Here is a 24,235-nt window from a genome sequence, read left to right as displayed (position 1 = left end):
ATTAATTGCAAAAAAATTAAGTTATGAGAAAAGGTGTTGGAGTAGCAAAATTTGGAGGAACTAGTGTTGCAGATATTTTTGCAATACAAAAGTGTATTAACATAGTAAAAAAGAATAATGATATAAAAATCGTTGTGGTTAGTGCTCAAGCAGGGGTTACTAATTTGCTTGCTAAACTTTTAGATAGCGATATTACTAGTTATAAAGAAATTATTTTGAAATTACATGACATTATAGATCCGATAGTAGATCATGTAGGAAATGATGTAAATAGCTGGATAAACATTCTATTTAATGAATTAGAAGTTTTATGTCAGAAGTTATATCGAACTAAATCACAAAATCTAAAATTGCATGCTCAAATATTAGCATTTGGTGAGAGAATCTCAGCTTTTATTTTTAATCAAGCTTTGAAAAATAGGGGGGTAGAGTCAAGATATATCGATGCAAGGTGTATTATAAAAACACAAGGCTGTTACACTAAGGCAAAGCCCGTTCTTGAAGCTATTGCTGAGCAGGTAAAGAAACATCTAAGAGATACTGATAAAATTTTTGTCTTAGAGGGATTTATTGGCTCAAATGCTGAAGGTGAGACAACGATCTTAGGTAGAGGAGGAAGTGACTATTCAGCAGCTCTTATAGCAGAAGCCATAAAGGCACATATGTTATATATTTGGACAGATGTTACAGGTATTTATCAGGCAGACCCAAGGCTTATACCACAATCACAGGTTATAGAGAGGATAAGTTATCAAGAGGCTATTGAGTTGGCAAATTTTGGAGCAAAGGTTTTACATCCAGACACATTGCAACCTGTATTAAGAAGTAATACCAAAGTATTTGTTGGCTCTACCTTTTATCCTAATAAAGGAGGTACATACATAGATAATGATACAGTTGAAGATGAAAATATAATTAAAGCAGTTACTGAAAGGGCAGAGCAAACTTTAATCAATATAAAATCTTTCAATCAGGATATATCAAGTATAGCTAACCAGGTATTTTTAGTTTTAAAAAAATACGATATAAACGCAGAAATATCTAATCTAACAGAATCAGCTTTTTCATTTGTTATTACTAAAGTTGATAATATCGTAGAGCAGTTAATTCTTAAAGATTTAAGACATCTAAGAGAAGTTGAGCTAAGTTTAGAGCGTAATTTGCTTCTAACAACTATTGTTGGTAATAACTTAGATAAAATGCCAAGTTTGTTAAATAATCTTTCAGAAAGTCTAAGTTCTTTGAATATTAGATTATCGGGGTATGGTGCTACAGGGAAGAGTTTATATTTATTAAGTAATAGTCAAAACTCTTTAGAAAAAGTATATAAAGAGTTATTTTAAAGAAATTAGGTTTATTTTTTTCGACATGATTTGCATTTAACATAGAGGTTTAGGTTATGGTCTATTAGTTCTGCACCGAATGATTCAACAATTTGTTTTTGAAGTTTTTCTATTTCTTCATTATAAAACTCCTGAATCTCATTACACTCGATGCATATTATGTGATCATGATGCTCACCTTGGTTTAACTCGTACATTACTTGGTCGTTATCTAATTTAAGGCGATTTATTATTCCTGCTGATTCGAATTGGCCGAGAACTCTATATACAGTAGCTATTCCTGTAGTACTTCCTTGTGATTTTAGTTCTGAGAAGATATCATCGGCACTGAAATGCTTATCTAAGTTTTCCTCGAATAACTTTAATATTTCTAATCGAGGTTGAGTGATTTTGAAACCAAACTTTTTTAAGTCAAGATTTTTAGAGTCCATTTTTTCTTTTCTTATATACTTCTAAGATGAATTTTGACATAGTTTTTACCATTAATGCAAACTTTTAACCACATATTTTTAGGCACGTTATATATATGGCAAATATAGAGCAGTTAATTATTAATAATATATTATTTAAATGTTAATAAGTAGTTAATAAAAAGTTGACTTAATTTTTATCATTATCATCTACCGTATAAATCTGCTTCTGATTTTGTACTTAGACCTTAATTATGCTATCATTGGCGTACTTAAATTAGATTTATAATTTTTCTATGGCTACTAATATTTACGGGCAATTCGCTCCAATTTTGATATTTCTCATTATTGCTTTTGGATTAGGTGCTACTTTTGCAATTGTAGGTAAGGTTTTATCGACGATTGTTGGCGCGAACAATCCGAGTCAAACAAAAGGTGAGACATTCGAGTGCGGCTTTCCAACTTTTGGAGATGCTAGAGAGAAGCTAGATGTACGATTTTATTTAATTGCTGTACTGTTTTTGGTTTTTGATTTGGAGTTGGCATTTATTATTCCTTGGGGGATAAATTTGAGAGCTAGTGCTGGTGTTCCAGCTATTTCAGGCCATGCTTTTGTGGCAATGATTGTATTTTTAGTAGTACTATTTCTAGGGTTGATTTATGCCTGGAAGAAAGGAGCTTTGGAATGGGAATAGGTAACGAAAATAAAGGATTTATAACAGCTAGTGCTGATGCTCTGATAAACTGGGTCCGTACTGGATCTTTATGGCCTGTTACAACAGGTTTAGCATGTTGCGCTGTTGAAATGATGCACGCGGGTGCAGCAAGATACGATTTAGATAGATTTGGGGTGGTTTTTAGACCTTCTCCAAGACAGTCAGATGTTCTTATTGTAGCTGGAACTTTGTGTAATAAAATGGCTCCAGCATTAAGACAAGTTTATGATCAAATGCCAGATCCTAAGTGGGTTATATCTATGGGGTCGTGTGCAAATGGCGGAGGGTATTACCACTACTCTTATTCTGTTGTTAGAGGTTGTGACAGGATTGTCCCTGTTGATATATATGTTCCAGGATGTCCTCCTACAGCAGAGGCATTAGTTTATGGAATCATACAACTTCAAAACAAGATTGTTAGAACAAATACTATAGCGAGGAAGTAGTAGTGAGTGTTTCTTTACAAGACCATTTTGATAACTTAAATAAAGTTCTAGATGGGTTAGGCGTTAAAAGTTATATTGCATATAATGAAATAACTATTTCAGTGAGAGATCAAAGAGATATTCATCTTGTTCTTGAGAGACTTAAAAAAAAGTATTCATTTGAGCAGTTGACAGATGTGACAGCGGTCGATTATTTAACATATGGCCAGTCTGATTGGCAAACTGGTAAGGCTGTGTCACAGCAAGGTTTTTCAAGAGCTCGTCAGCAAGAGTTTAAAACAGCTGATGTTACAAATAGATTTGAGATTATCTACCAGTTATTGAGTATGGCAAATAATGTTCGAGTCAGAGTTAAGTGCAAACTTAAAGATGCTCAAATTATATTGATTGATTCTGTTAGTGATCTTTGGCCTTCAGCTGATTGGGCTGAAAGAGAAGTGTATGATATGTTTGGGATTTATTTTAATAACCATCCAGATTTAAGAAGAGTTCTAACAGACTATGGTTTTGTAGGACACCCTTTGAGAAAAGATTTCCCTCAAACAGGATATGTTGAAATGCGCTACGATGAAAACCTTGGTAAAGTTGTATATGAGCCTGTAGAGATTGATGACAGGGTTAATGCTCCGAGAGTTATTCGTAATTAAATAAAACTGTGGATTTATAAAATGGCAGAGTATAAAAACTATACGTTGAATTTTGGTCCAGTACACCCAGCGGCACATGGTGTTCTTAGACTTATTCTAGAACTAGATGGTGAAAATGTTGTTAGAGCTGACCCTCATGTGGGATTACTACATAGAGGTACAGAGAAGCTTGCTGAATTTAAGCCATATAATCAAAGTATTGGCTATATGGATAGGCTAGATTATGTATCAATGATGTGTAATGAACATGCCTATGTTATGGCAATAGAAAAGTTACTTGAATTAGAAGTGCCAGAAAGAGGTCAGTATATTCGAGTATTATTTGCTGAAATGACAAGAATTCTTAATCATCTTTTATGGGTTGCAGCATGTGGTATCGATTTAGGTGCAATGACTGTTTTCTTGTATGCTTTTAGAGTTAGAGAAGATCTTTTTGACTGTTATGAAGCTGTTTCTGGTGCTCGTATGCATGCAGCATACTTTAGACCAGGTGGTGTAGCAAGAGATCTACCAACACAAATGCCTCAATATAAGCAGACTAGGTTTACTAGCAAAAGAAAGACTAAAAAGATAAATGCTAATAGACAAGGTAGTATGTTGGACTTTTTAGACTCTTTTGTTGTTGATTTTGAGAAGTCTTTAGATGAGATTGATACTCTTTTAACTGATAACAGACTTTGGAAACAAAGAACCGTTGATATTGGAGTTGTTTCTGCTGAGAGAGCTAAGGAGCTTGGTTTTACAGGTCCTATGCTTAGAGGTAGTGGGGTTGCTTGGGATATTAGAAAAGCTCAGCCATATGAGGTTTATGATAAGTTAGATTTTGATATTCCTGTTGGTGCAAACGGAGACTGTTATGATAGATATCTTGTGAGAATGGCAGAAATGCGTGAGTCAAATAAGATTATGAAACAGTGTGTTGATTGGCTAAGAGCTAACCCAGGTCCAGTACTTTCAGATGATCATAAGGTTGCTCCCCCAAGAAGAAATGCAATGAAAAATAATATGGAAGAGCTTATTCATCACTTTAAACTTTTCTCTGAGGGGTATTGTACTCCAGAAGGAGAGGTTTATGTCGGCACGGAGCATCCTAAGGGTGAGTTTGGGGTGTATATAAAATCAGATGGTGCAAATAAGCCTTATAGATTAAAAATGAGGGCGCCTGGTTTTGCAAATATCAGTGCGATGGATGAGTTGTTAGCGGGGCATATGTTAGCAGATGCTCCGGCAATTATCTCAACAATAGATGTTGTGTTTGGTGATGTAGATAGGTAGAGGAAAGATGTCTTTAGTAGATTTAATATCGCCGCAAGCGAGAGAAGATATTGATAGAGTTTTAAGTAAGTTTCCAGCAGATCAAAGAAGATCAGCTATATTAGAAGGCTTGCATATTTTACAAGACCAAAATGGTGGTTTTTTAACAGATGATTTACAAACAGCTTTAGCAGAGTACCTGCAGGTTAGTAAGGTTGATGTTTATGAAGTTGCTACTTTTTATTGTATGTATGATCTAAAACCAGTTGGTAGACATAAGCTAAATCTTTGTACTAATGTTTCGTGTATGCTAAATGGAGCGTATGATATTTTGAAACATATCGAGAAAAAACTTGGTATCAAACCTGGTCAGACTACAAAAGATGGTCGTATCACTCTAAAAGAAGTAGAGTGTCAAGGTGCTTGTTGCGGTTCACCAATGTTAGAGGTGGATAAAGTTTTTTATGAAAATTTGACTATAGAAAAAGTGAATCAACTTATTGATTCTTTGGAGTAGTGGTAAATGGCTAATGAAGTTTGTTTTCGTACCCTACATTTAAATGAGTCTTATAGTTTGGAATCTTATTTATCTGTAGGAGGTTATTCTTATTGGAATAAAATATTAACCGAAAAAATTCCTCCTGAGCAGATAATAGAAGAGTTAAAAATATCAGGACTTAGAGGTAGAGGTGGTGCAGGTTTCCCTACTGGGTTGAAGTGGAGCTTTATGCCACGTAATACTCCAGGGCAAAAGTATGTTGTTTGTAATTCAGATGAGGGTGAGCCAGGAACTTGTAAAGATAGAGAGATCTTAAGAAGAAACCCACATCAGCTTATTGAAGGTATGGCTATTGCTGGTTATGTGGTTGGTGCTACAGCTGGTTATAATTATACTAGAGGTGAGTTTTATGAGCCGATAAGAAGGTTTGAAGATGCTCTTATAGAAGCATATCAGGCAGGGATATTAGGTTCTAACATAAAGTCATCAGGAATTTCATTTGATTTATATTCTGCGATAGGGGCTGGTGCATATATATGTGGTGAAGAAACTGCACTTTTGAACTCTTTAGAGGGTAAAAAGGGCCGCCCAAGATTCAAGCCACCTTTCCCAGCTTTTGTAGGTCTATATGGTAAACCCACAAATATAAACAATACTGAAACATATGCATCTGTGCCAGCGATATTGCAGCATGGGGGTGAGTGGTTTAAAAAACTAGGTACTGAGAAAAGTGGCGGTACAAAGCTATTTTGTGTTTCAGGCCATGTTGAAAAGCAAAGAGTTGTTGAAATTGGCTTAGGTATGCCTTTTAAAGAGCTACTAGAAATGTGTGGTGGTGTACGTAAAGGTCACAAGTTAAAAGCAGTGATTCCTGGAGGGAGCTCTTCTAAGATTCTAACTGGTGAAGAGATGATGAAAGCTAACATGGATTATGAATCTATAGCAGAGGCTGGTTCAATGCTAGGGTCTGGGGCAGTTGTTGTGTTAGATGAGACTACATGTATGGTTAGAACGCTAGCTAGGTTGGCAGATTTCTATCATGAAGAGTCTTGTGGTCAGTGTACTCCATGTAGAGAGGGAACTGGCTGGCTAGCTCGTACGTTGCATAGAATCATAGCTGGTGAAGGCAGACCTGAAGATATAGATAGTCTTGTAAGAGTAGCGACGAATATTGAAGGAAATAGTATTTGTGGCTTAGGTGATGCAGCTGCATGGCCAGTACAAAGTTATATAAATAAGTTTAGAGATGAGTTTGTTTATATGATTGAGAATAATGGTAAAAGTATAGTGGATCAATAGTTGATTGAGGTAGTTCTGTGTCAGACAATAAAGAATCCAAGAGAATAAATATAGAGATTGATGGTAAGAATTATGAAGCTTTACCTAATCAATCAATTATAGAAGTTGCAGATGAGAATGGTATTTACATTCCAAGATTCTGCTATCATAAAAAATTATCCGTAGCAGCTAACTGTAGGATGTGCCTTGTTGATGTTGAAGGTGCTAGAAGAGCATCTCCAGCTTGTGCGACACCTATTATGGATGGGATGAAAGTCAAAACTCGCTCTGAAACTGCATTAAAGATGCAAAAAGATATGATGGAGTTCTTACTTATAAACCACCCATTAGATTGCCCTATTTGTGATCAAGGTGGAGAGTGTGAACTACAAGATATTGCTATGGGATATGGTAAGACTGCTTCTGAGTATGTTGAGTCAAAAAGAGCTGTTGCTGATCCTGAGTTAGGCTCGTTAGTAGCTACTGATATGACAAGATGTATTTTATGTACACGTTGTGTTCGTTTCGGTGAAGAAGTTGCAGGAATCAAAGAGCTTGGTGTGATGGGTAGAGGTGATCATTCATCTATCAGCACTTATGTTTCTGGTGATATGCTTGACTCAGAGATATCTGGTAATGTCATAGATTTATGTCCTGTTGGTGCTCTTACATCAAAACCCTTTAGGTTTAAAGCAAGATCATGGGAGCTTAAACAGTATCCTACAGTTTCATCAGGTGATGCCTTAGCTGTAGATATAAATGCTCATGTTTATCAAAATAAACTGGTTCGTGTTGTTCCAAGAGAAAGTGAAGTAACAGGAACATGGATAGCAGATAGAGATAGATTTGAGTATACAGGTCTTTATAGTCAAGAAAGAGTTCAGCAACCAATGATTAAGAAATCTGGTGGCTGGGCAAATGTCTCTTGGGAAGAAGCTCTTGACTTTGTTAAGGTAGCTATTGAAAAAACTAAAGAAAAAGATGGAGCTGAAGCTATTTCAGCTATTATGTCTGAATCTTCAACATCAGAAGAAATGTTCTTAATGAAGAAGCTATTAGCTTCTGTAGGATCAAATAATATCGATGCTCGTGTGAGACAATACGCGGATATCTCAGGCATTAGTTCTGGTAAAGGCCTTAGCTGTTCTTTAGATGATATTAGAAATAGTGATTTTGTATTAGTATTTGGTTCAAATATTAGAAAAGAGTATCCTTTAGTTAACTTAGCAGTTAAAGATGCTGTTGAAAAAAATAATGCTAATGCAGTTGCTTGGAATGTTTGTGATTATAGTTTTAATTATGATATTAAGCAGGTTAGATTAGCTGCTGATAATATTCAATATATAGCATTATCTTTACTTAAAGCAATTTTTGTTAGAGCAAATTTACCTTATGGTGATTTAGATGAGATTCTAAGAAAAGTTGATCCAGCTGCAGAAATAAGAGATGCAGCAGATAAGATAATAGCTGCTGAGAATCCTAAAGTAATTATTGGTCAAGATATTGTTAACTCTGATGGTTTTGAAACAGTTTTCTGTGTGTTAGATGTTTTAGAGAAGGTTACAAATATCAAAGGTGGCGTGTTAGCAAGCGATGTTAACTCAGTAGCTGCAGATAGAATTCTTAGCTCATCTAAAACAAAATTCAGTACATATAAGTGTTTAAATGCTCAAACAAAAACAAAACTTCTTTTAACAGCGCATACTGAGTTGTCTAAAGATAGCTTATATGGTGAGCAAAAGCTTAGAAAAGCCTTAGATGATATCGATATAGTAGTAAGCTTTACTCCATTTGCGGATAAATTTACTAAAGATACAGCTGATATTATTATTCCAGTAGCAACTCATTACGAAACTAGTGGTAGTTTTGTTGATATGTTTGGTAATACAAAAGAGTTTAAGCAAGTTGTCAAGCCGTATGCTGAAAATAAAGAGTTATGGAGAATTCTAAGAGTTCTTGGTAACCTTTTAGGCTTAGAAGGTTTTGAATATAACGCTATAAATGAAGTTACTGAAGATACTTATGCAAATAGAGCTAGAGTATCTATAAATCATGTTACTCAGATATTAAATGCAAGTCTTGATTATCAAAAGAATATAGCATTCTTAGCATCAAACCCTGTTTATGGATCTAGTAGTTTATTAAGAAGAGCAGAGCCTCTTCAACAGACAAAAGATGCGAAGAGATTCTCTGGTGTGAGAATATCTCAAGAGTTAGCTGATGATATCGGACTTAAAGCCAAATCAGGTACTGTTAAGATTTATGATATAGATAATGAGATAAATCCAGAAGTTATCGTTGATCCAAGCTTACAAGCTAAGAATATTATGATCCCGAGAAGTTTATTTAAAGACTTTATGCAAGGTGATAGCGTTAATATTAAGCTAGTAGAAGGGGAGAAGTAATATGATAGAGTATATTTTATGGACAGTTCTGTATACGTTGTTAATAATAATCCCTCTAATATTAGTAGTAGCTTATTATACATATGCAGAAAGAAAAGTAATTGGATATATGCAAGATAGGCTTGGGCCAAACAGGGTTGGTTCATTTGGTTTATTACAACCAATCTTTGATGCACTGAAGCTTTTCTTAAAAGAGATAATCATTCCAAATAAGTCAAATAGATACTTATTCTTCATAGCCCCGATATTAGCATTTGCACCAGCTTATGCGGCTTGGGCTGTTATACCTTTCTCAAGAGGGGTGGTACTATCGGATATGAACTTGGGTCTATTATATATCCTAGCAATGACTTCATTCTCAATATATGGGATCGTAATTGCTGGTTGGGCATCAAACAATAAATATTCATTATTTGGTGCTTTAAGAGCAGGTGCGCAAGTTATATCTTATGAGTTAGCTATGAGCTTCTCTATCGTAGGTGTTGTAATTGCAGCAGGCTCAATGGGAATTACAGGAATTATAGATGCCCAAACTGGTGGAATCTGGCATTGGTATTTTATACCGTTATTTCCGCTGTTTATTGTGTACTTTATTGCAGGTATTGCTGAGACAAACAGGGCTCCTTTTGACGTTGTTGAAGGTGAGTCAGAAATTGTTGCTGGTCACCATATAGAATATACAGGTGCTAGGTTTGCTCTATTCTTCTTAGCAGAGTATGCAAATATGATTTTGATCAGTATATTAACATCAATTATGTTTTTGGGTGGTTGGAATTCACCATTCCAATCGACTCCTTTAGAGCACGTATTTAGTTTTGTTCCTGGAGTTATTTGGCTATTTGGTAAGACTGGTATTTTCATGTTCATGTTTTTATGGGTAAGAGCTACATATCCTAGATATAGATATGACCAAATTATGCGTTTGGGATGGAAAATATTTATACCTTTAACATTTGTATGGGTAGTAGTAGTTGCTTGTATGGTTAGATTTGGTCTAGGACCTTGGTGGTAAAGGGATAGTGATATGAGAAATATAACGAATTTTTTTAAAACCTTTTTACTATGGGAGCTTCTAAAAGGTCTTAAAGTAACAGGTAAACACTTTTTCACGCGCAAGGTTACAGTACAGTATCCGGATGAGAAAACTCCGATATCTAATAGATTTAGAGGATTACATGCTCTTAGACGCTATGAAAATGGTGAAGAAAGATGTATTGCATGTAAACTATGTGAGGTGGTTTGTCCTGCGTTAGCTATTACAATTAATTCAACTGAAAGAGAAGACGGTTCACGTAGAACTTCAAGTTATGAAATAGACTTATTTAAGTGTATTTTCTGTGGTTACTGCGAAGAGTCTTGTCCTGTCGATTCAATTGTTGAGACTAATATTTTAGAATACCACTTTGAAGAGCGTGGTGAGAATATTATGACAAAAGCTAAACTTCTTGCTGTAGGTGATAAGTATGAGTCGCAAATAGCTGCTGATAGGCTACAAGATAAGGATTTTAGGTAAAAAGATGATTGTAACAGATATTTTATTTTATATTTTTGCATCGCTAGCTATTATTTCAGCTTTAGTATTGGTGTTAGGGAATAATCCAGTTAACTCTGTAATTGCAATGATATTTACGTTTATATTTACAGCGGCTGTTTGGATTATTTTACAACAAGTATATTTGGCATTACTACTTATAGTTGTCTATGTTGGTGCTGTGCTAGTAATGTTCTTGTTTGTGGTCTTTATGTTAGATCTACATGTTGAAAAAGAAGGAAGGGTAGGAAGATTCTTCTATGCTCTAGCTGCTGTAATCGTTTGTGCTATATTTGCAACGATTATTAGTTATGCGGTTACACATGTTTTTGCAGGTGCAAGTATGCAAGGCGGAGTTGGAGGACTAAAAATAATAGGCTCAACTATGTTTAATGATAACAACTTGTATGTGTTTGAGCTTATTGACTTTATATTGCTAGCAGCAATGACTGCAGCAGTAACGCTTACATTAAGGCCTAAGCGTAAAGATAATAAGTCAGTTAACCCGAGTAAGCAGGTTAAAGTTAGGGCGAAAGATCGTCTGACTATGGTAAAAATACCAAGTAATAAAGAGGGTGCGAAAGATGGGCAGTAGTATCTCAGTTTCAGTTACAAACGGACTAATTTTTAGTACGATTTTATTTGTTGTTAGTGTTGCCGGAATCATTATAAATAGAAGAAGTATTTTAATACTTCTAATGTCTATAGAGCTGATGCTTTTAGCGGTTAATACAAATTTTTTGATATTTGCTAATATGCATCATCAAGCGATGGGTGGAGTTTTTGTATTCTTTATAATGGCAGTAGCTGCTGCTGAAACAGCAATAGGTTTAGCTATTGTTGTTGCTATATCGAGAAAACGTAAAACTATTGATTTAAGTAAACTTAATACACTGAGAGGTTAATCAAGCTATGATAATAAGTAATCAAGTAGCAGCTGTATTAATCGCAGTTATAGTTTTAGCACCTTTACTTGGAGCAATAATTGCTGGGTTTGGTGGTAAATCTGTTAAAAATGCAGGTGTTAATTTTTTCACAATTTCGCTATGTGGACTTTCGTTTGTCCTTAGTGTGATTTTAGCTTGCGGTGTATTTGGTGGTTCTGAAGTTTATAGTGTTAGCTATTATCAATGGGCTCCAGTTTCAAAACTGTTTTCTTTCGATGTTGGTTTTACTGTAAATAGAATTACAGTATATATGATGCTAATAGTGACATTTGTATCAACATTAGTGCATATTTATTCTATTGGATATATGAAAGGAGAAGAAGGCTACGCGAGATTCTTCTCATATATTTCAGGCTTTACGTTTGCAATGCTATGTCTAGTTATGGGTAATAACTTCTTACTTTTATTCTTTGGATGGGAAGGTGTTGGTTTATTCTCATACTTACTAATTGGTTTTTATTTCAATAGAGATAATGCTAATGTGGCAAGTTTAAGAGCATTTATTGTAAATAGAATCGGTGATTTGGGTTTCTTACTAGGTATAGGAGCTGTTATTTTATATACAGGGTCTGTTGATTATACAACTGTATTTGCCGCTTTACCAAATATTGATAATACTCAAGTTGTACACTTCTTAGGAATGAGCTTTAGCCCTGTTACTTTAATGTGTGTGCTTTTATTTATCGGTGCAATGGGTAAATCAGCACAGTTCCCTCTACATTCTTGGTTAGAAGGATCAATGGAAGGTCCTACTCCGATTTCAGCATTGATACACGCGGCAACAATGGTGACAGCTGGTGTATTTATGGTGGCTAGACTTTCTCCAATGTTTGTCATGTCTGAGGCAGCCCTAAGCTTTGTACTAATTATAGGTGCAATTACTTGTTTGTTTATGGGCTTGATCGCTATTGTACAAACAGATATTAAGAGAGTTATTGCGTATTGTACGCTATCACAACTTGGTTATATGATGGTTGCACAAGGTGCTGGAGCATTCTCAATTGGTATGTTCCATCTTATGACTCACGCAATGTTTAAAGCATTGCTATTCTTAGCAGCAGGTTCTGTTATTGTGGCTATGCATCATGAGCAAGATATTCGTAGAATGGGTGGCTTAAGAAAATATATGCCAGTTACATACCTATGTATGTTTATTGGTGCGTGGGCGCTTGCTGCACTTCCGCCGTTCTCTGGCTTCTTCTCTAAAGATTTGATTATTGAAGCAGCACAAACAACTACAGTGTTTGGCCATCAGTTTGCATACTATATGGTTTTAGCGTGTGCTTTTGTAACATCTTTTTATATATTTAGAATGTTCTTCTTAGTTTTCCATGGCAGGGAAAGAATGTCTGAAGAAGAAAAATCACATCTTAAAGAATCTCCTTTAAGCATATTGGTACCACTAATATTGTTAGCAATACCTTCTGCTTTCATAGGTGAATACTTCTTTACAAGTATACTATCACAGAGTCATGGTTTATTTGGAAATACTATAAGTTCATATGCTCAAGCAGGATTACACGGTATGTCTGTAACTGCTGATTTAGCTAGTGAGCCTGATACATTTAATTCATTTGCCTTTATTAAGCATTCGGTTTCAACTGTGCCTTTCTGGTTAGCAAGTAGTGCTTTAGTACTATCATATGTACTATATATATGGCTACCAAGTATTCCTAGAGCTTTAGCTAGTACAAAATCTGGTGTAGGAATTGTTTATCATATTCTAGTTAAAAAATACTTCATTGATGCATTATATGATGTTGTTTTTGTTGCGATTTTCTTAGCTATTAGTAACTTCTTATGGAAGGTTATAGACATATTTATCATAGATAAGGCAGTTGTACAGGGTACATCTAGCTTAATCTATCATACTGGTGATAGTTTTAGAAAAATCCAACGCGGATATCTGTTTGACTATGCATTTGTATTGATGATAGGTGTATTGTTATTTATGATTTTGCTGATTTTAGTTTAGGCAGGTTAGGGGTAAATTTGTATTATGAATTTAGGTAATTATTTATTAAGTTTGATAATTTGGCTACCAATAATTGGCGGCTTTGTTGTCTTAGCAACAAAAACTGAAGAGTTACATGGTGATGCTGCTCGTTGGGTAGCATTAGTGTTTAGCTGCTTAACTCTTGCACTATGTGTGCCGTTAGTAGCATCTTTTGACTATAGTAGCTCAGCTATGCAATTCCAAGAGTCATTTACATGGTTCAAGGTTTTTGGTATGCATAATGTTTATTATAATCTTGGGGTTGATGGCTTCTCAGTATTGTTTATTGTCCTGACATGTTTTGCAACATTAGTAATTGTACTAGCAGCTTGGACATCGATTAAAACTAAAGTTAGACAATACATGGCAATCTTTTTGATTACATGTGGTTTAACAAATGGTGTTTTCTGTGCGACAGACTCTATATTGTTCTATATCTTCTGGGAAGCTTTACTTATCCCGACATGTCTAGGTATAGGTATATGGGGCGGTAAAAATAAAGCATACGCTGCTGTTAAATACTTTATGTATACATTCTTTGGTTCAGTATTTTTATTAGCTGCTATCTTGTATATACAGACAAAAGTAGCTGCATCTCCTTCAGATGTTTTAGTAAGTGCTGATACTTATTCTATTCAAAACTTTATAGCTTGGGCAACACATTCTCAAGCATTAGCAAATGGAGTTAACTTTACTCTTACTGCTCAGTGGCTAGTTTTTGGAGCATTTTTCTTAGCATTTGCAGTTAAGATTCCAATGTGGCCATTTCACTCTTGGTTACCTGATGCGCACTCAGAAGCTCCTGCTGGTGGTTCTGTTATATTAGCAGCTTTAATGCTGAAGTTAGGAGCGTATGGTTTCTTAAGATTTGCTATTCCAATGTTGCCAGAAGTAACTGCATCTCTAGAGTATGTGCTTATAATCATGTCACTAATAGCAATCGTTTATGTTGGTATAGTAGCTGTAGCACAGACTGATGTAAAAAGACTGATCGCATATTCATCTATCTCACACATGGGACTTGTTACACTGGGTCTATTTTCGATATTTATCTTAAAAGATGGTACAGCTTTAGGAAATACTCATGCTCAACTTGCTATCCAAGGTGCAGTGTTCCAAATGATAGCTCACGCGTTTTCATCAGGTGGTATGTTCATCGGTGTTGGTTACTTGTATTTAAGAATGCATACAAGACAAATCTCAGATTTTTCTGGTGTAGCTAAAACTATGCCGATATTTGCAACATTCTTCTTACTTTTCTGTATGGCTAATGTAGGCTTGCCTGGTACAAGTGGCTTTGTGGGCGAGTTTATGATTTTATTGGCAGTATTCCAGTACTCTCCACTAATAGCTTTGATAGCTGGTTTGACTTTGATAATTGCTCCTATATATACACTATGGATGTATAAGAGAGTTTTCTTTGGAGAAGTTGTATCTGCTCAAGTCGCTAACCTTAAAGATTTGGGTAAAATGGAGTTCTTTGTATTTATATTGTTAGCGGTGCCGACTTTATTGTTTGGTTTTTATCCAGAGCCGATATTGCATCTTTCAGCTGCTGCATCGGCAAATATTGTTGGTTTATCTCTATAAGGTGGTGTTTTGATTATGAGTTTATCAATACTTTACATATTACCGGAAATATTATTAGCCGTTGGTATTATTGCTGTAATGTTTTCAGGATTATTCCTACATGGAAAAATAAGAAATATAAACTATATATTTTTCCAAGTGTTTGCAGCACTAGCTCTTATAGCAACCTTTGCTAAAGACTACCTACTTCAGTCAAGTGGTTCAGTTTTTGAGGGGCAAGTTGTATTTAGTGGCTTTGCTTATACTTTACAAATTACGATATTGATTTTATCTTTATTTGTTGCTTTATATTCAAGAGAATATGTGAGAGATAGAAAAATATCTGATGGTGATTTTTACACTCTTTTAATGTTGTGTGTGTTAGGTGCGATGGTTCTAACAGCAGGGCATAGCTTGATTACTATATATGTAGGTTTAGAGCTTTTATCATTACCTTTATATGCTTTAATTGCTATCTACAGAAATTCAGGTGAAGGCTTAGAGGCGGCTATTAAATACTTTGTATTAGGTGCGATTGCTTCTGCTCTTTTACTATTCGGTATGTCTTTTGTCTATGGAATGACAGGCCAGCTAGATATTTCAGGTATAGCTAATGCTCTAGCACATAATAACTTTACAGGCTTAGAGCAGAAATTCTTATTAGTTTGTTTAGTGATGATGATTGCAACATTCTTGTTTAAGCTTGGTGCATTTCCATTTCATATGTGGTTGCCAGATGTTTATCAAGGTGCTCCAAATGCGGTGGCTAATATTGTTGCAACTATTCCTAAAGTAGCTGCTTTTGCTATGTTAGTGAATATCCTTTTTGTAGGCTTCCCATCACTTAAAGATTCTTGGGTATACTTATTTAAAGTAATTGGTATTTTATCAATATTCTTTGGTAGTTTAGTTGCACTATCTCAGACTAATATAAAAAGACTACTTGGTTACTCTACAGTTTCACAAATAGGTTTTGTACTTTTAGCCACAACATTAAACCCACAGGGTTATGCACTAACTGCTGCTAGTTTTTATGTGATTGTTTACGTATTTACAGCTTTAGCAGCTTTTGGGGTTCTTACAGCTATTAGTGTGGGCGGTTATGAAGTTCAGACATTGAGAGATCTTAAAGGTTTTAACACTAAGAACTCATGGCTATCATTTATTTTACTTATAGTTTTATTCTCAATGGCAGGTATTCCTCCGTTTGGTGGATTTATCGCTAAGTTATTTGTTGTAATGGGCCTAATAAATGATGGTAACTATGTCTTAGCATGTTTTGTGTTAATGATGGCTGTAATCGCGTCATTCTACTATGTGCGAGTAATTAAGACTATGTACTTTGATGATCCAGAAAATGATCATAAGGTTAAGGCGCCATTATCTACACTTGTTGCTTTAAGTGTAAATGGTTTAGTATTATTGTTCTTAGGTATTATGCCAATGCTTCTTTTAGGTGTTCTTACACAAGTAACAAACGTTATATAAAATCTAATCTTTATTGCCTATTTATTCTGTAACTTTTATACTTCTAATTAGAAATAATTAAAACTTTACTATTATGAAAGAAATTTTAGGTCCAATAAATGATGTTATAAAAAATTCTAAAGAGAGTATTGTAAACAAAAGTTTAAAGAGACTGGATGTTGTTAGCAGAGAGGAGTTTGAGACTCAAAAGAAAATACTACTTAAAACTAGACAAAAACTTGAGCAAATAGAAGCGAAGTTAGACAAGCTTCTTAATGAGAAAGGATAAAATGTCGTTAGCGATATTAAAAAGTAGAGCTCAACTTGGTATCGAGGCACCTTCAGTATCTATAGAAGTGCACTTATCTAATGGTTTACCTGGACTTTCAATTGTTGGTTTGCCTGAGGCAGCTGTTAAAGAAAGTAAGGATCGTGTTCGTAGTGCAATAATAAATTCAGGTTTTAACTTCCCAAATAAAAGAATAACTATAAATCTAGCCCCAGCAGACTTGCCTAAAAGTAGTGGACGGTTTGACTTACCAATTGCTTTAGGAATACTATATGCTTCTGGGCAAATTAACCCATCTAAAAATATCGATGAATATGAGTTTGCCGGAGAGTTATCTCTAAGTGGCGAGCTAAGAAAAATATCTAGTGCTATTTCAATGGCAATAAAGTGTGTGCATGCTGATAAGAAGCTAATTATTCCAACTCAAAATGAGAAAGAAATAGCTCTTGTTGAGGGGGTGCAAGCTTACGCGTTGTCTGATTTAAAAGAAACTGTCGATTTTTTGGTTGGAGACGTTGATAAGCAGGAGATTAAGTTTGCAACAGATATTGATTTTGAAGGTTTGTATCAAGATTTAGAGGATGTTAAGGGCCAATATCAAGCTAAGCGAGCTCTTGAGATAGCTGCAGCAGGTGGACATAATATTCTCTTGGTAGGTCCTCCAGGTACTGGTAAGACAATGTTGGCAAGTAGATTAAATTCTATTTTGCCACCACTAGATAAAAAAGAAGCTTTATCATCTGCTATGATTGCTTCAATTAAAGGTGAATCGGGTATAGCAGAAAGCTTTTATAAAAGACCGTTTAGGCATCCACATCATACTTCTTCGGGTGTATCATTAGTCGGTGGTGGAAGTAATCCAATGCCTGGTGAAATTTCTTTGGCACATAATGGTGTTTTGTTTTTAGATGAATTGCCAGAATTTGATCGTAAAGTTTTAGAGGTTTTACGTGAGCCTTTAGAAACTGGTACTGTAAATATCTCTCGAGCAAGATGTCAGGTTGAGTATCCTGCTAATTTTCAGCTAATAGCAGCGATGAATCCATGCCCTTGCGGCTATCTAGGATCACAATTCAAAGAATGTACAGACTCTATACAAGCAATTCGTCGTTATCAGAGTAAGCTTTCAGGACCTCTTTTAGATAGGATAGATTTGCATGTTGAAGTTTTAGAGCTTTCGAAGGATGATCTAACAAATCAAGACTTACGTGGTGAAAAGAGCTATGATGTAAGACAAAGAGTTGATAAGGCTCGACAGATACAAATCACAAGGCAAGGTAAGATCAATGCTATGTTAAGTAGTAAAGAATTAGACCAAGTTTGTCGTTTAAGTGATGAAAATAAAGGAATGCTATCACAAGCAATAGAAAAAATTGGATTATCAGCTAGAGGGTATTATAAGATATTAAAAGTAGCTAGAACTATAGCTGATATTAATGGTAGTAAAGATGTTGATAAGGTTGCCATACAAGAAGCAATAAGTTATAGGAAAATGGATAAGTTTATTAAATAACTTTAATTATAAGGTAATTAAAGTATTCTAAAGCAAAATCACCCTATGTTTAGGCTGTTTTATTTTCTATAATAATCATCAGAAATATAATTAAGCGTTAGTTAGAGTCTTTGAGACTAAAGAGGTATTGTTTTATGAGAAAACTTTTTTTGGATGCATTTAATCAAGAGAAATTAGAGAAGCCTCCAGTATGGATTATGCGCCAGGCAGGAAGATATTTGCCTGAGTATAGGGCTGTTAGGTCAAAATTTGAGAATTTTATGGATATGTGTCGTAATGCAGATGCTTGCTGCGAGGTAGCTTTGCATCCGTTAGATCGTTATGATCTTGATGCTGCGATTGTTTTTTCAGATATTCTGACAATTCCTGAAGCTATGGGCATGGATCTTAAATTTATTAAAGGTGTTGGACCAGTATTTTCAGATCCTATAGCATCAGAGAAAGATTTGGATAAGTTAAGATCTGTAGCAGATAGTGTTGGAGATTTAGAATATGTTTATAATGCTGTTAAAACTACGAAATCAGCAATAAATGTACCATTGATAGGTTTTACAGGTAGTCCATGGACATTAGCTGCGTATATGATTGAAGGTTCTGGGTCAAAGCAGTTTAATAAATTGCGAAAAATGATGTATTCGAATCCTCGATTAATGCATGCTTTATTGCAGAAGTTAGCAGATATAACAGTTATATACCTACTTGAGCAAGTTAAATCAGGTGCTAACTCTTTAATGATATTTGATACATGGGGGGGAATCTTACCTCTAGAGCAGTATAAAGAGTTTTCTCTAAAGTATATGGAGTATATTGCTAGTAATGTTAAGAAGAAAGTTAATGTCCCAGTAGTATTTTTCACCAAAGGAGGAGCTAATTTCTTCGATGAGTTAAAGGATAAGTCTTGTGACGGTGTTGGAGTTGATTGGAGTGTTACTATAAAACAAGCTCGTCATAGGGTAGGTGTTGGAAAAGTCCTTCAAGGAAATTTTGATCCAGCATTTTTATATGGTACAGCTGATAGTATTAGAGAGACTGTTAAAAAACATATGGAGTTTATTCAGTCAGATAAATTAAATAACTATATTGTAAATCTAGGTCACGGTATTTATCCTGATATAAATCCAGATAATGTCAAAGTAATGATAGACGCTATTAGAGAATTTAGTATTTAGAAAGCTTTTAATTATAATAAGATTAGTCAAAAGGCTTGACATGGCGAAAAACGATGTTATTATATACGGTTATAGACGCGGGGTGGAGCAGCTTGGTAGCTCGTCGGGCTCATAACCCGAAGGTCGTTGGTTCAAATCCAGCCCCCGCTACCAATCAGGAATTCTTTTACAAAGGCCCTCAAAGGGCCTTTTTGCTATCTGGAGATATGCAAAATCTAAGGGGTAAAAATGTTACTAGATGATTTATATGATATAGTAGAACCCATCACAGCTGACTTAGGCTATATTTTATGGGGAATCGAAGTTGTAGGAAGTGGTAAAGTTACTATTCGTATCTTTATTGATCATGAAAATGGTGTTTCAGTTGATGATTGCCAAACTGTTAGTAGAGAAGTCAGTGCAATATTTGATGTTGAAGATCCAGTATCTGGAGAATATGTTCTAGAAGTGTCTTCGCCAGGAATGAACCGCCAAATCTTTAATATAACTCAAGCACAAGCATTAGTAGGCTTCAATGTAAAAGCTGTTACTTTAGCGCCTGTTGAATCTCAGACAAAATTTAAAGGTTTGCTAAAACAAGTTGATGGAAATAATGTTATTCTAGAGTTAGAGAATAATAAAGTGGTGAGCTTTGATTTTGATGAGCTTAAAAAGCTAAGAGTATCACCAGATTTTAGTTAGATAGAAGGAATTAGATATGAGCAAAGAATTATTGTTAGTATTAGAAACTGTAGCTAATGAAAAAGATATTTCAAAAGATCTTTTATTTGAAGCTATGGAAGAGGCTTTAGCTATTGTAACTAAAAAAGAGCTTGATGAGCAAATGAATATCGAAGTTACTATCGATAGAGTAACAGGTGAGTTTACAGCTGATAGAGTTTGGCATATCGTTTCTGAAAATGAAGACTTAATAGATTATTCAAAAGAGCTATATGAAGATGTGGCTCAAGAAAAAGGCTATAACGTTAAAGCTGGTGATGTAATTCGTGAGCCTGTAGAGGTCGATGGATATGGTCGCATAGCTGCAACTATGGCTAAACAAATCTTGATGAAGAAGATCAAAAATTTCGAGAAAGAAAAGACTGCAAAGATCTACCAAGAGAAAATCGGTGATATTGTCTATGGTGAAGTTAAAAGAGCAACTTATGAAATATTAGTTATTGATCTAGGTAATAATGCTGAAGGTATCTTACCAAAGAAAGACCTTATTGCTAGAGAAAGATTTCGTGTAGGTGATAAAATTAGAGCGTGTGTAGAAACTGTTGAGCAAGATGAGTCTGGTAAGCCAAGTACAGTAATGCTAAGCAGAGCTAGTGACACAATGCTTAAAGCTTTATTTAAACTAGAAGTTCCAGAAGTTGAAGAGGAACTTATAAATGTAGTAAATGTTGTTCGTGAACCAGGATTTAGATCTAAAGTAACAGTTAAAAGTAATGACCAAAGAATTGATCCTTGTGGAGCATGTGTAGGTGTTAGAGGTTCAAGAATTCATTCAATAATGAGTGAGTTAAATGGTGAAAAAGTTGATGTTATTCTTTGGGATGAAGATTCAGTGCAGTATGCTATTAATTCTTTATCTCCAGTGGATTCTGAAGATATATTAGAAGTAAATGTTGATGAAGAATCAAACACAATGGATATCGTTGTTAAGCAAGAAAGCTTATCTAAAGCTATTGGTAAAAATGGTGTTAATGTTAGACTAGCTAGTGCACTTATTGGATGGAGAATAAATGTTCTATCTGATACTGAGCAAGAAGAAAAACAAATGTCTATCGTTGAGAAATTCGTTGAAGTTCTAGATATAGACCATGATTTTGCTTTAGTTCTAATAGAAGAAGGTATTGAAACATTAGAAGATCTAGCATATCTAGATAAAGAAGAGCTTTTAGAGATTGAAGGTTTTGATGAAGAAGTTGTTGATGAGCTTCAAGAGAGAGCAAAAGCGGCTGTCTTATCAAAAGCTTTAGGTGATAAGGAGCCTGCTGAAGATTTATTAAATATGCAGGGGATGAGTCAGGATTTAGCAAACCAGTTGGCTCAGAATAATATAGTTACTATGGAAGATTTAGCAGAATTGTCAGTGGATGAGCTGCTTGATATCGTGACTATGGATGAAGAACAAGCAACAGATTTAATTATGCAGGCAAGAGCTCCTTGGTTTGAATAGGAAAGTACGCGTATAATATAGAGTACAAGGGAGAGGGAAATGGCAGATATTACAGTTGGGCAATTAGCACAACAAACTAACAAAGATGTAGATACACTACTTAAGCAACTTGAGTCTTTTGGTATATCTAAGTCTAATGAGAAAGACACACTTACATCTGATGAGATGAAAACACTTTTAGCAAAGATCAACAGTGCAAAAAGCTCATCAGCTAGGAAAAAAGTAACTACTATGAAGCTAGATGGCAAGCATAAAATAAATGTTTCTGTTAAGCGTAAAAGACGTGTTGCTAAAAAAACAGAAGATGTTGCACCTAGTGTTTCAGAAATCAAACCTCAAGTAGAAGAGCAACCTGCTAAAGAAGTTCAGCCTGTAGTGACTGATGTTAAAAAAGAAGAAGTTTCAGCAGAATTACTTGAGAAGACTACTGAGAAAAAAGCAGAGGCGGTAGTTGCACAAGAGCCTAAAAAGGCAACTGTAAAAAGTAGTGGCTTCAAGATAACATCTATGCCAGAAATAGTTCCAGAGGTAAGTGATCAAGATGATGATTCCTCTAAGACAGATGCTACTAGTAAACAATCAAAGAAAAAACCTGCCAAAAAAGCTTTTACTGACTCAAGTACTAGTAATACTAAATACAAAAGAGAAGAAGAAGAGAAGAAGTCTAAAGCTAAGAAAGCTGGTGGTAAAGGATTTAAAAAAGCTAATCCTAGACAGTTATCTCAGCTTACAGGTGATTTAGATTCATTTGATGAGTTTGGTTCTAGAAAAGGTAAAGTAAAGCATTCAAAAGTTAAAAGACAAGAGTTTACTAAGCCAGTTGAAAATACAGTAAAAACTGTAGAGATATATGAGGGTATTACAGTTAGTGACCTAGCTCAAAAAATGGCTGTTAAAGGTGCTGAGGTTGTTAAGATATTATTTAATATGGGTGTGATGGCAACTATTAACCAATCACTAGACCAAGATACAGCAATTCTAATAGTTGAAGAAATGGGGCATAAGTATACTTTACATAATGAGAATGCTCTAGAAGAAGCTGTTACAACAGTTGATAGAAGTGGTTATAAGCAAATATCAAGAGCACCTGTAGTTACAATTATGGGTCACGTTGACCATGGTAAAACATCTTTACTAGATTATATCCGTAATGCTAGAGTTGTTGATGGTGAAGCTGGTGGAATTACTCAGCATATTGGTGCATATTCTGTTAAGACTAAGAAAGGTGCTTTGACATTCTTAGATACACCAGGACATGAAGCATTTACATCTATGCGTGCTAGAGGGGCTAAGAGTACAGATATCGTAATTTTAGTAGTAGCTGCAGATGATGGTGTGATGCCACAAACTGAAGAGGCTATTCAGCATGCAAAAGCTGCTGGAGTGCCAATTGTTGTGGCTGTAAATAAAATTGATAAGCCTGAAGCAGATCCAGATAAAGTAATTGGAGAACTAGCGCAAAGAGATGTTATCCCAGAGTCTTGGGGTGGTGATGTGATGTTTGCTAATGTTTCTGCAAAAACAGGTGAAGGTGTGCCTGAGCTATTAGATGCTGTATTGTTACAGTCTGAAGTTCTTGAGTTAGAAGCTTTTGCTGATGGTAATGCTGAAGGTGTTGTAGTTGAGTCGCGTTTAGAAAAAGGACGTGGTCCTGTTGCAACTGCACTTGTTCAAAATGGTGAACTTAAGCAAGGCGATATAATCCTTTGTGGTAAAGAGTATGGCCGTGTAAGAGCAATGTATAATGATCTTGGTGTTCAGATTAAAGTGGCTGGACCTTCTACTCCAGTTGAGATACTTGGATTATCAGGTGTTCCAGCTGCTGGTGATGAGATGATCGTTGTAGAAAACGACAAAAAAGCAAAAGAAGTTGCAACACAAAGAGCTCAAAAGCAAAAAGAAGCTAAAATTGCTCAAGAGCAAGCTCTTAAATTATCTAATATGTTCAATAATATGGGCAAAGAAGGTGAGCAACAAATTCTTAAAATCATTCTTAAAGGTGATGTTCAAGGTTCTGTAGAAGCTATTAGAGAGTCTCTAAACAAACTTTCAACAGAGGAAGTTAAGGTTGATATTATCGCTAGTGGTATCGGTGCGATTACATCATCAGATGTTACTTTAGCTGTTGCATCAACAGCTGTTATCGTTGGTTTTAACGTTCGTGCTGATGGTGCGGCTAAGAAACTAGCTGAAAGTGATGGTGTTGAGCTTCGTTACTATAATATTATCTATGATTTAATAGATGATGTTAAAAAAGCGATGACAGGTCTATTATCTCCAGAGATGAAAGAGCAGATTATTGGTATTGCTGAGGTTAGAGAAGTTTATAGATCATCTAAGTTTGGCTCAATTGCTGGTTGTATGGTAGTTGAGGGAACTGTTAAGAGAACTAACCCAATACGTGTACTAAGAGATAACGTTGTTATTTACGAGGGAAGCCTTGAGTCACTGAAAAGATTCAAAGATGATGCTGCAGAAGTCAAAAAAGGTATGGAATGTGGTATCGGTGTGAAAAACTATAATGATGTTCGCGCAGGTGACCAAATAGAAGTATTTGAGGTTATCGAGGTAGCTAAGGAGTTATAGTAT

22 protein-coding genes and 1 tRNA gene are annotated in these 24,235 nt (G+C 35.2%); 22 read left to right on the top strand and 1 reads right to left on the bottom strand.

The annotated features are described in order from the left end of the window. Positions 1–23: 23 nt before the first annotated feature. Complete coding sequence (locus tag FIP56_RS09575) at positions 24–1,343, top strand: aspartate kinase (protein WP_192578680.1); 1,320 nt, start codon at positions 24–26, stop codon at positions 1,341–1,343. 11 nt (positions 1,344–1,354) lie between these two features. Here the strand turns inward: FIP56_RS09575 and FIP56_RS09570 are convergent, their stop codons facing one another. Beyond that, positions 1,355–1,774: a Fur family transcriptional regulator gene (locus FIP56_RS09570; RefSeq protein WP_192578679.1), complete on the bottom strand. Its 420-nt coding sequence runs from the start codon at positions 1,772–1,774 to the stop codon at positions 1,355–1,357. A 275-nt stretch (positions 1,775–2,049) separates the two neighbouring features. Between FIP56_RS09570 and ndhC the strand changes: the two genes are divergently transcribed. The 21 genes from ndhC (at position 2,050) to infB (ending at position 24,232) form a co-directional block, all read left to right on the top strand. Continuing rightward, on the top strand, positions 2,050–2,448 hold the full coding sequence (gene ndhC / locus FIP56_RS09565) for an NADH-quinone oxidoreductase subunit A (RefSeq protein WP_192578678.1): 399 nt from the start codon (positions 2,050–2,052) through the stop codon (positions 2,446–2,448). Next, entirely contained in the window at positions 2,439–2,915 is a 477-nt protein-coding gene (locus FIP56_RS09560) for an NADH-quinone oxidoreductase subunit B (RefSeq protein ID WP_072713368.1), read from the top strand. The genes ndhC and FIP56_RS09560 overlap by 10 nt, the downstream gene beginning before the upstream one ends. 2 nt (positions 2,916–2,917) lie before the next feature. Then, complete coding sequence (locus tag FIP56_RS09555) at positions 2,918–3,562, top strand: NADH-quinone oxidoreductase subunit C (protein WP_192578677.1); 645 nt, start codon at positions 2,918–2,920, stop codon at positions 3,560–3,562. 21 nt (positions 3,563–3,583) lie between these two features. Next, positions 3,584–4,837 carry an NADH-quinone oxidoreductase subunit D gene (locus FIP56_RS09550; protein WP_192578676.1) on the top strand — a complete coding sequence of 418 codons (1,254 nt, stop codon included), beginning with the start codon at positions 3,584–3,586 and terminating at the stop codon, positions 4,835–4,837. Between the two features lie 7 nt (positions 4,838–4,844). Next, the gene (nuoE, locus tag FIP56_RS09545; protein WP_192578675.1) at positions 4,845–5,333 is read left to right on the top strand and encodes an NADH-quinone oxidoreductase subunit NuoE; all 489 of its coding nucleotides are present in this window, start codon (positions 4,845–4,847) and stop codon (positions 5,331–5,333) included. Between the two features lie 6 nt (positions 5,334–5,339). Then, positions 5,340–6,614 (top strand): NADH-quinone oxidoreductase subunit NuoF, encoded by a 1,275-nt coding sequence (gene nuoF / locus FIP56_RS09540; protein ID WP_192578674.1) that lies wholly within the window; start codon positions 5,340–5,342, stop codon positions 6,612–6,614. 17 nt (positions 6,615–6,631) lie between these two features. After that, positions 6,632–8,998, top strand: coding sequence for an NADH-quinone oxidoreductase subunit NuoG (gene nuoG, locus FIP56_RS09535; RefSeq protein WP_192578673.1), 2,367 nt, complete (start codon positions 6,632–6,634; stop codon positions 8,996–8,998). A 1-nt stretch (position 8,999) separates the two neighbouring features. After that, complete coding sequence (gene nuoH, locus FIP56_RS09530) at positions 9,000–10,010, top strand: NADH-quinone oxidoreductase subunit NuoH (protein WP_192578672.1); 1,011 nt, start codon at positions 9,000–9,002, stop codon at positions 10,008–10,010. Positions 10,011–10,022: 12 nt separating this feature from the next. After that, positions 10,023–10,511, top strand: coding sequence for an NADH-quinone oxidoreductase subunit NuoI (gene nuoI / locus FIP56_RS09525; protein WP_192578671.1), 489 nt, complete (start codon positions 10,023–10,025; stop codon positions 10,509–10,511). A gap of 4 nt (positions 10,512–10,515) precedes the next feature. Then, positions 10,516–11,124 carry an NADH-quinone oxidoreductase subunit J gene (locus FIP56_RS09520; protein WP_192578670.1) on the top strand — a complete coding sequence of 203 codons (609 nt, stop codon included), beginning with the start codon at positions 10,516–10,518 and terminating at the stop codon, positions 11,122–11,124. Further along, positions 11,114–11,434, top strand: a complete 321-nt coding sequence (gene nuoK / locus FIP56_RS09515) for an NADH-quinone oxidoreductase subunit NuoK (RefSeq protein WP_192578669.1) — start codon at positions 11,114–11,116, stop codon at positions 11,432–11,434. The genes FIP56_RS09520 and nuoK overlap by 11 nt, the downstream gene beginning before the upstream one ends. Before the next feature lie 7 nt (positions 11,435–11,441). Then, positions 11,442–13,451 carry an NADH-quinone oxidoreductase subunit L gene (gene nuoL, locus FIP56_RS09510; protein WP_192578668.1) on the top strand — a complete coding sequence of 670 codons (2,010 nt, stop codon included), beginning with the start codon at positions 11,442–11,444 and terminating at the stop codon, positions 13,449–13,451. Between the two features lie 24 nt (positions 13,452–13,475). Next, entirely contained in the window at positions 13,476–15,062 is a 1,587-nt protein-coding gene (locus FIP56_RS09505; RefSeq protein ID WP_192578667.1) for an NADH-quinone oxidoreductase subunit M, read from the top strand. Positions 15,063–15,077: 15 nt separating this feature from the next. Beyond that, positions 15,078–16,529: an NADH-quinone oxidoreductase subunit N gene (locus FIP56_RS09500; protein ID WP_192578666.1), complete on the top strand. Its 1,452-nt coding sequence runs from the start codon at positions 15,078–15,080 to the stop codon at positions 16,527–16,529. Positions 16,530–16,602: 73 nt separating this feature from the next. Then, the gene (locus FIP56_RS09495; protein ID WP_192578665.1) at positions 16,603–16,797 is read left to right on the top strand and encodes an accessory factor UbiK family protein; all 195 of its coding nucleotides are present in this window, start codon (positions 16,603–16,605) and stop codon (positions 16,795–16,797) included. A 1-nt stretch (position 16,798) separates the two neighbouring features. Continuing rightward, the gene (locus FIP56_RS09490; protein ID WP_192578664.1) at positions 16,799–18,310 is read left to right on the top strand and encodes a YifB family Mg chelatase-like AAA ATPase; all 1,512 of its coding nucleotides are present in this window, start codon (positions 16,799–16,801) and stop codon (positions 18,308–18,310) included. Between the two features lie 134 nt (positions 18,311–18,444). After that, a complete protein-coding gene (gene hemE / locus FIP56_RS09485) occupies positions 18,445–19,479 on the top strand; it encodes a uroporphyrinogen decarboxylase (protein ID WP_192578663.1) in 1,035 nt (344 codons plus the stop codon). Positions 19,480–19,555: 76 nt separating this feature from the next. Then, positions 19,556–19,632: transfer RNA gene (locus tag FIP56_RS09480), tRNA-Met, on the top strand. Between the two features lie 75 nt (positions 19,633–19,707). Beyond that, the gene (gene rimP, locus FIP56_RS09475) at positions 19,708–20,160 is read left to right on the top strand and encodes a ribosome maturation factor RimP (RefSeq protein ID WP_192578662.1); all 453 of its coding nucleotides are present in this window, start codon (positions 19,708–19,710) and stop codon (positions 20,158–20,160) included. A 16-nt stretch (positions 20,161–20,176) separates the two neighbouring features. Beyond that, on the top strand, positions 20,177–21,646 hold the full coding sequence (gene nusA / locus FIP56_RS09470; protein WP_192578661.1) for a transcription termination factor NusA: 1,470 nt from the start codon (positions 20,177–20,179) through the stop codon (positions 21,644–21,646). 39 nt (positions 21,647–21,685) lie between these two features. Continuing rightward, positions 21,686–24,232, top strand: a complete 2,547-nt coding sequence (gene infB, locus FIP56_RS09465) for a translation initiation factor IF-2 (protein WP_192578660.1) — start codon at positions 21,686–21,688, stop codon at positions 24,230–24,232. Positions 24,233–24,235 lie beyond the last annotated feature (3 nt).

The organism is Francisella sp. LA112445, assembly GCF_012224145.1.
GTDB lineage: Bacteria > Pseudomonadota > Gammaproteobacteria > Francisellales > Francisellaceae > Francisella.
Note: the sequence above shows the minus strand (reverse complement) of the source record. Positions and strands in the feature narration are given on the sequence as shown.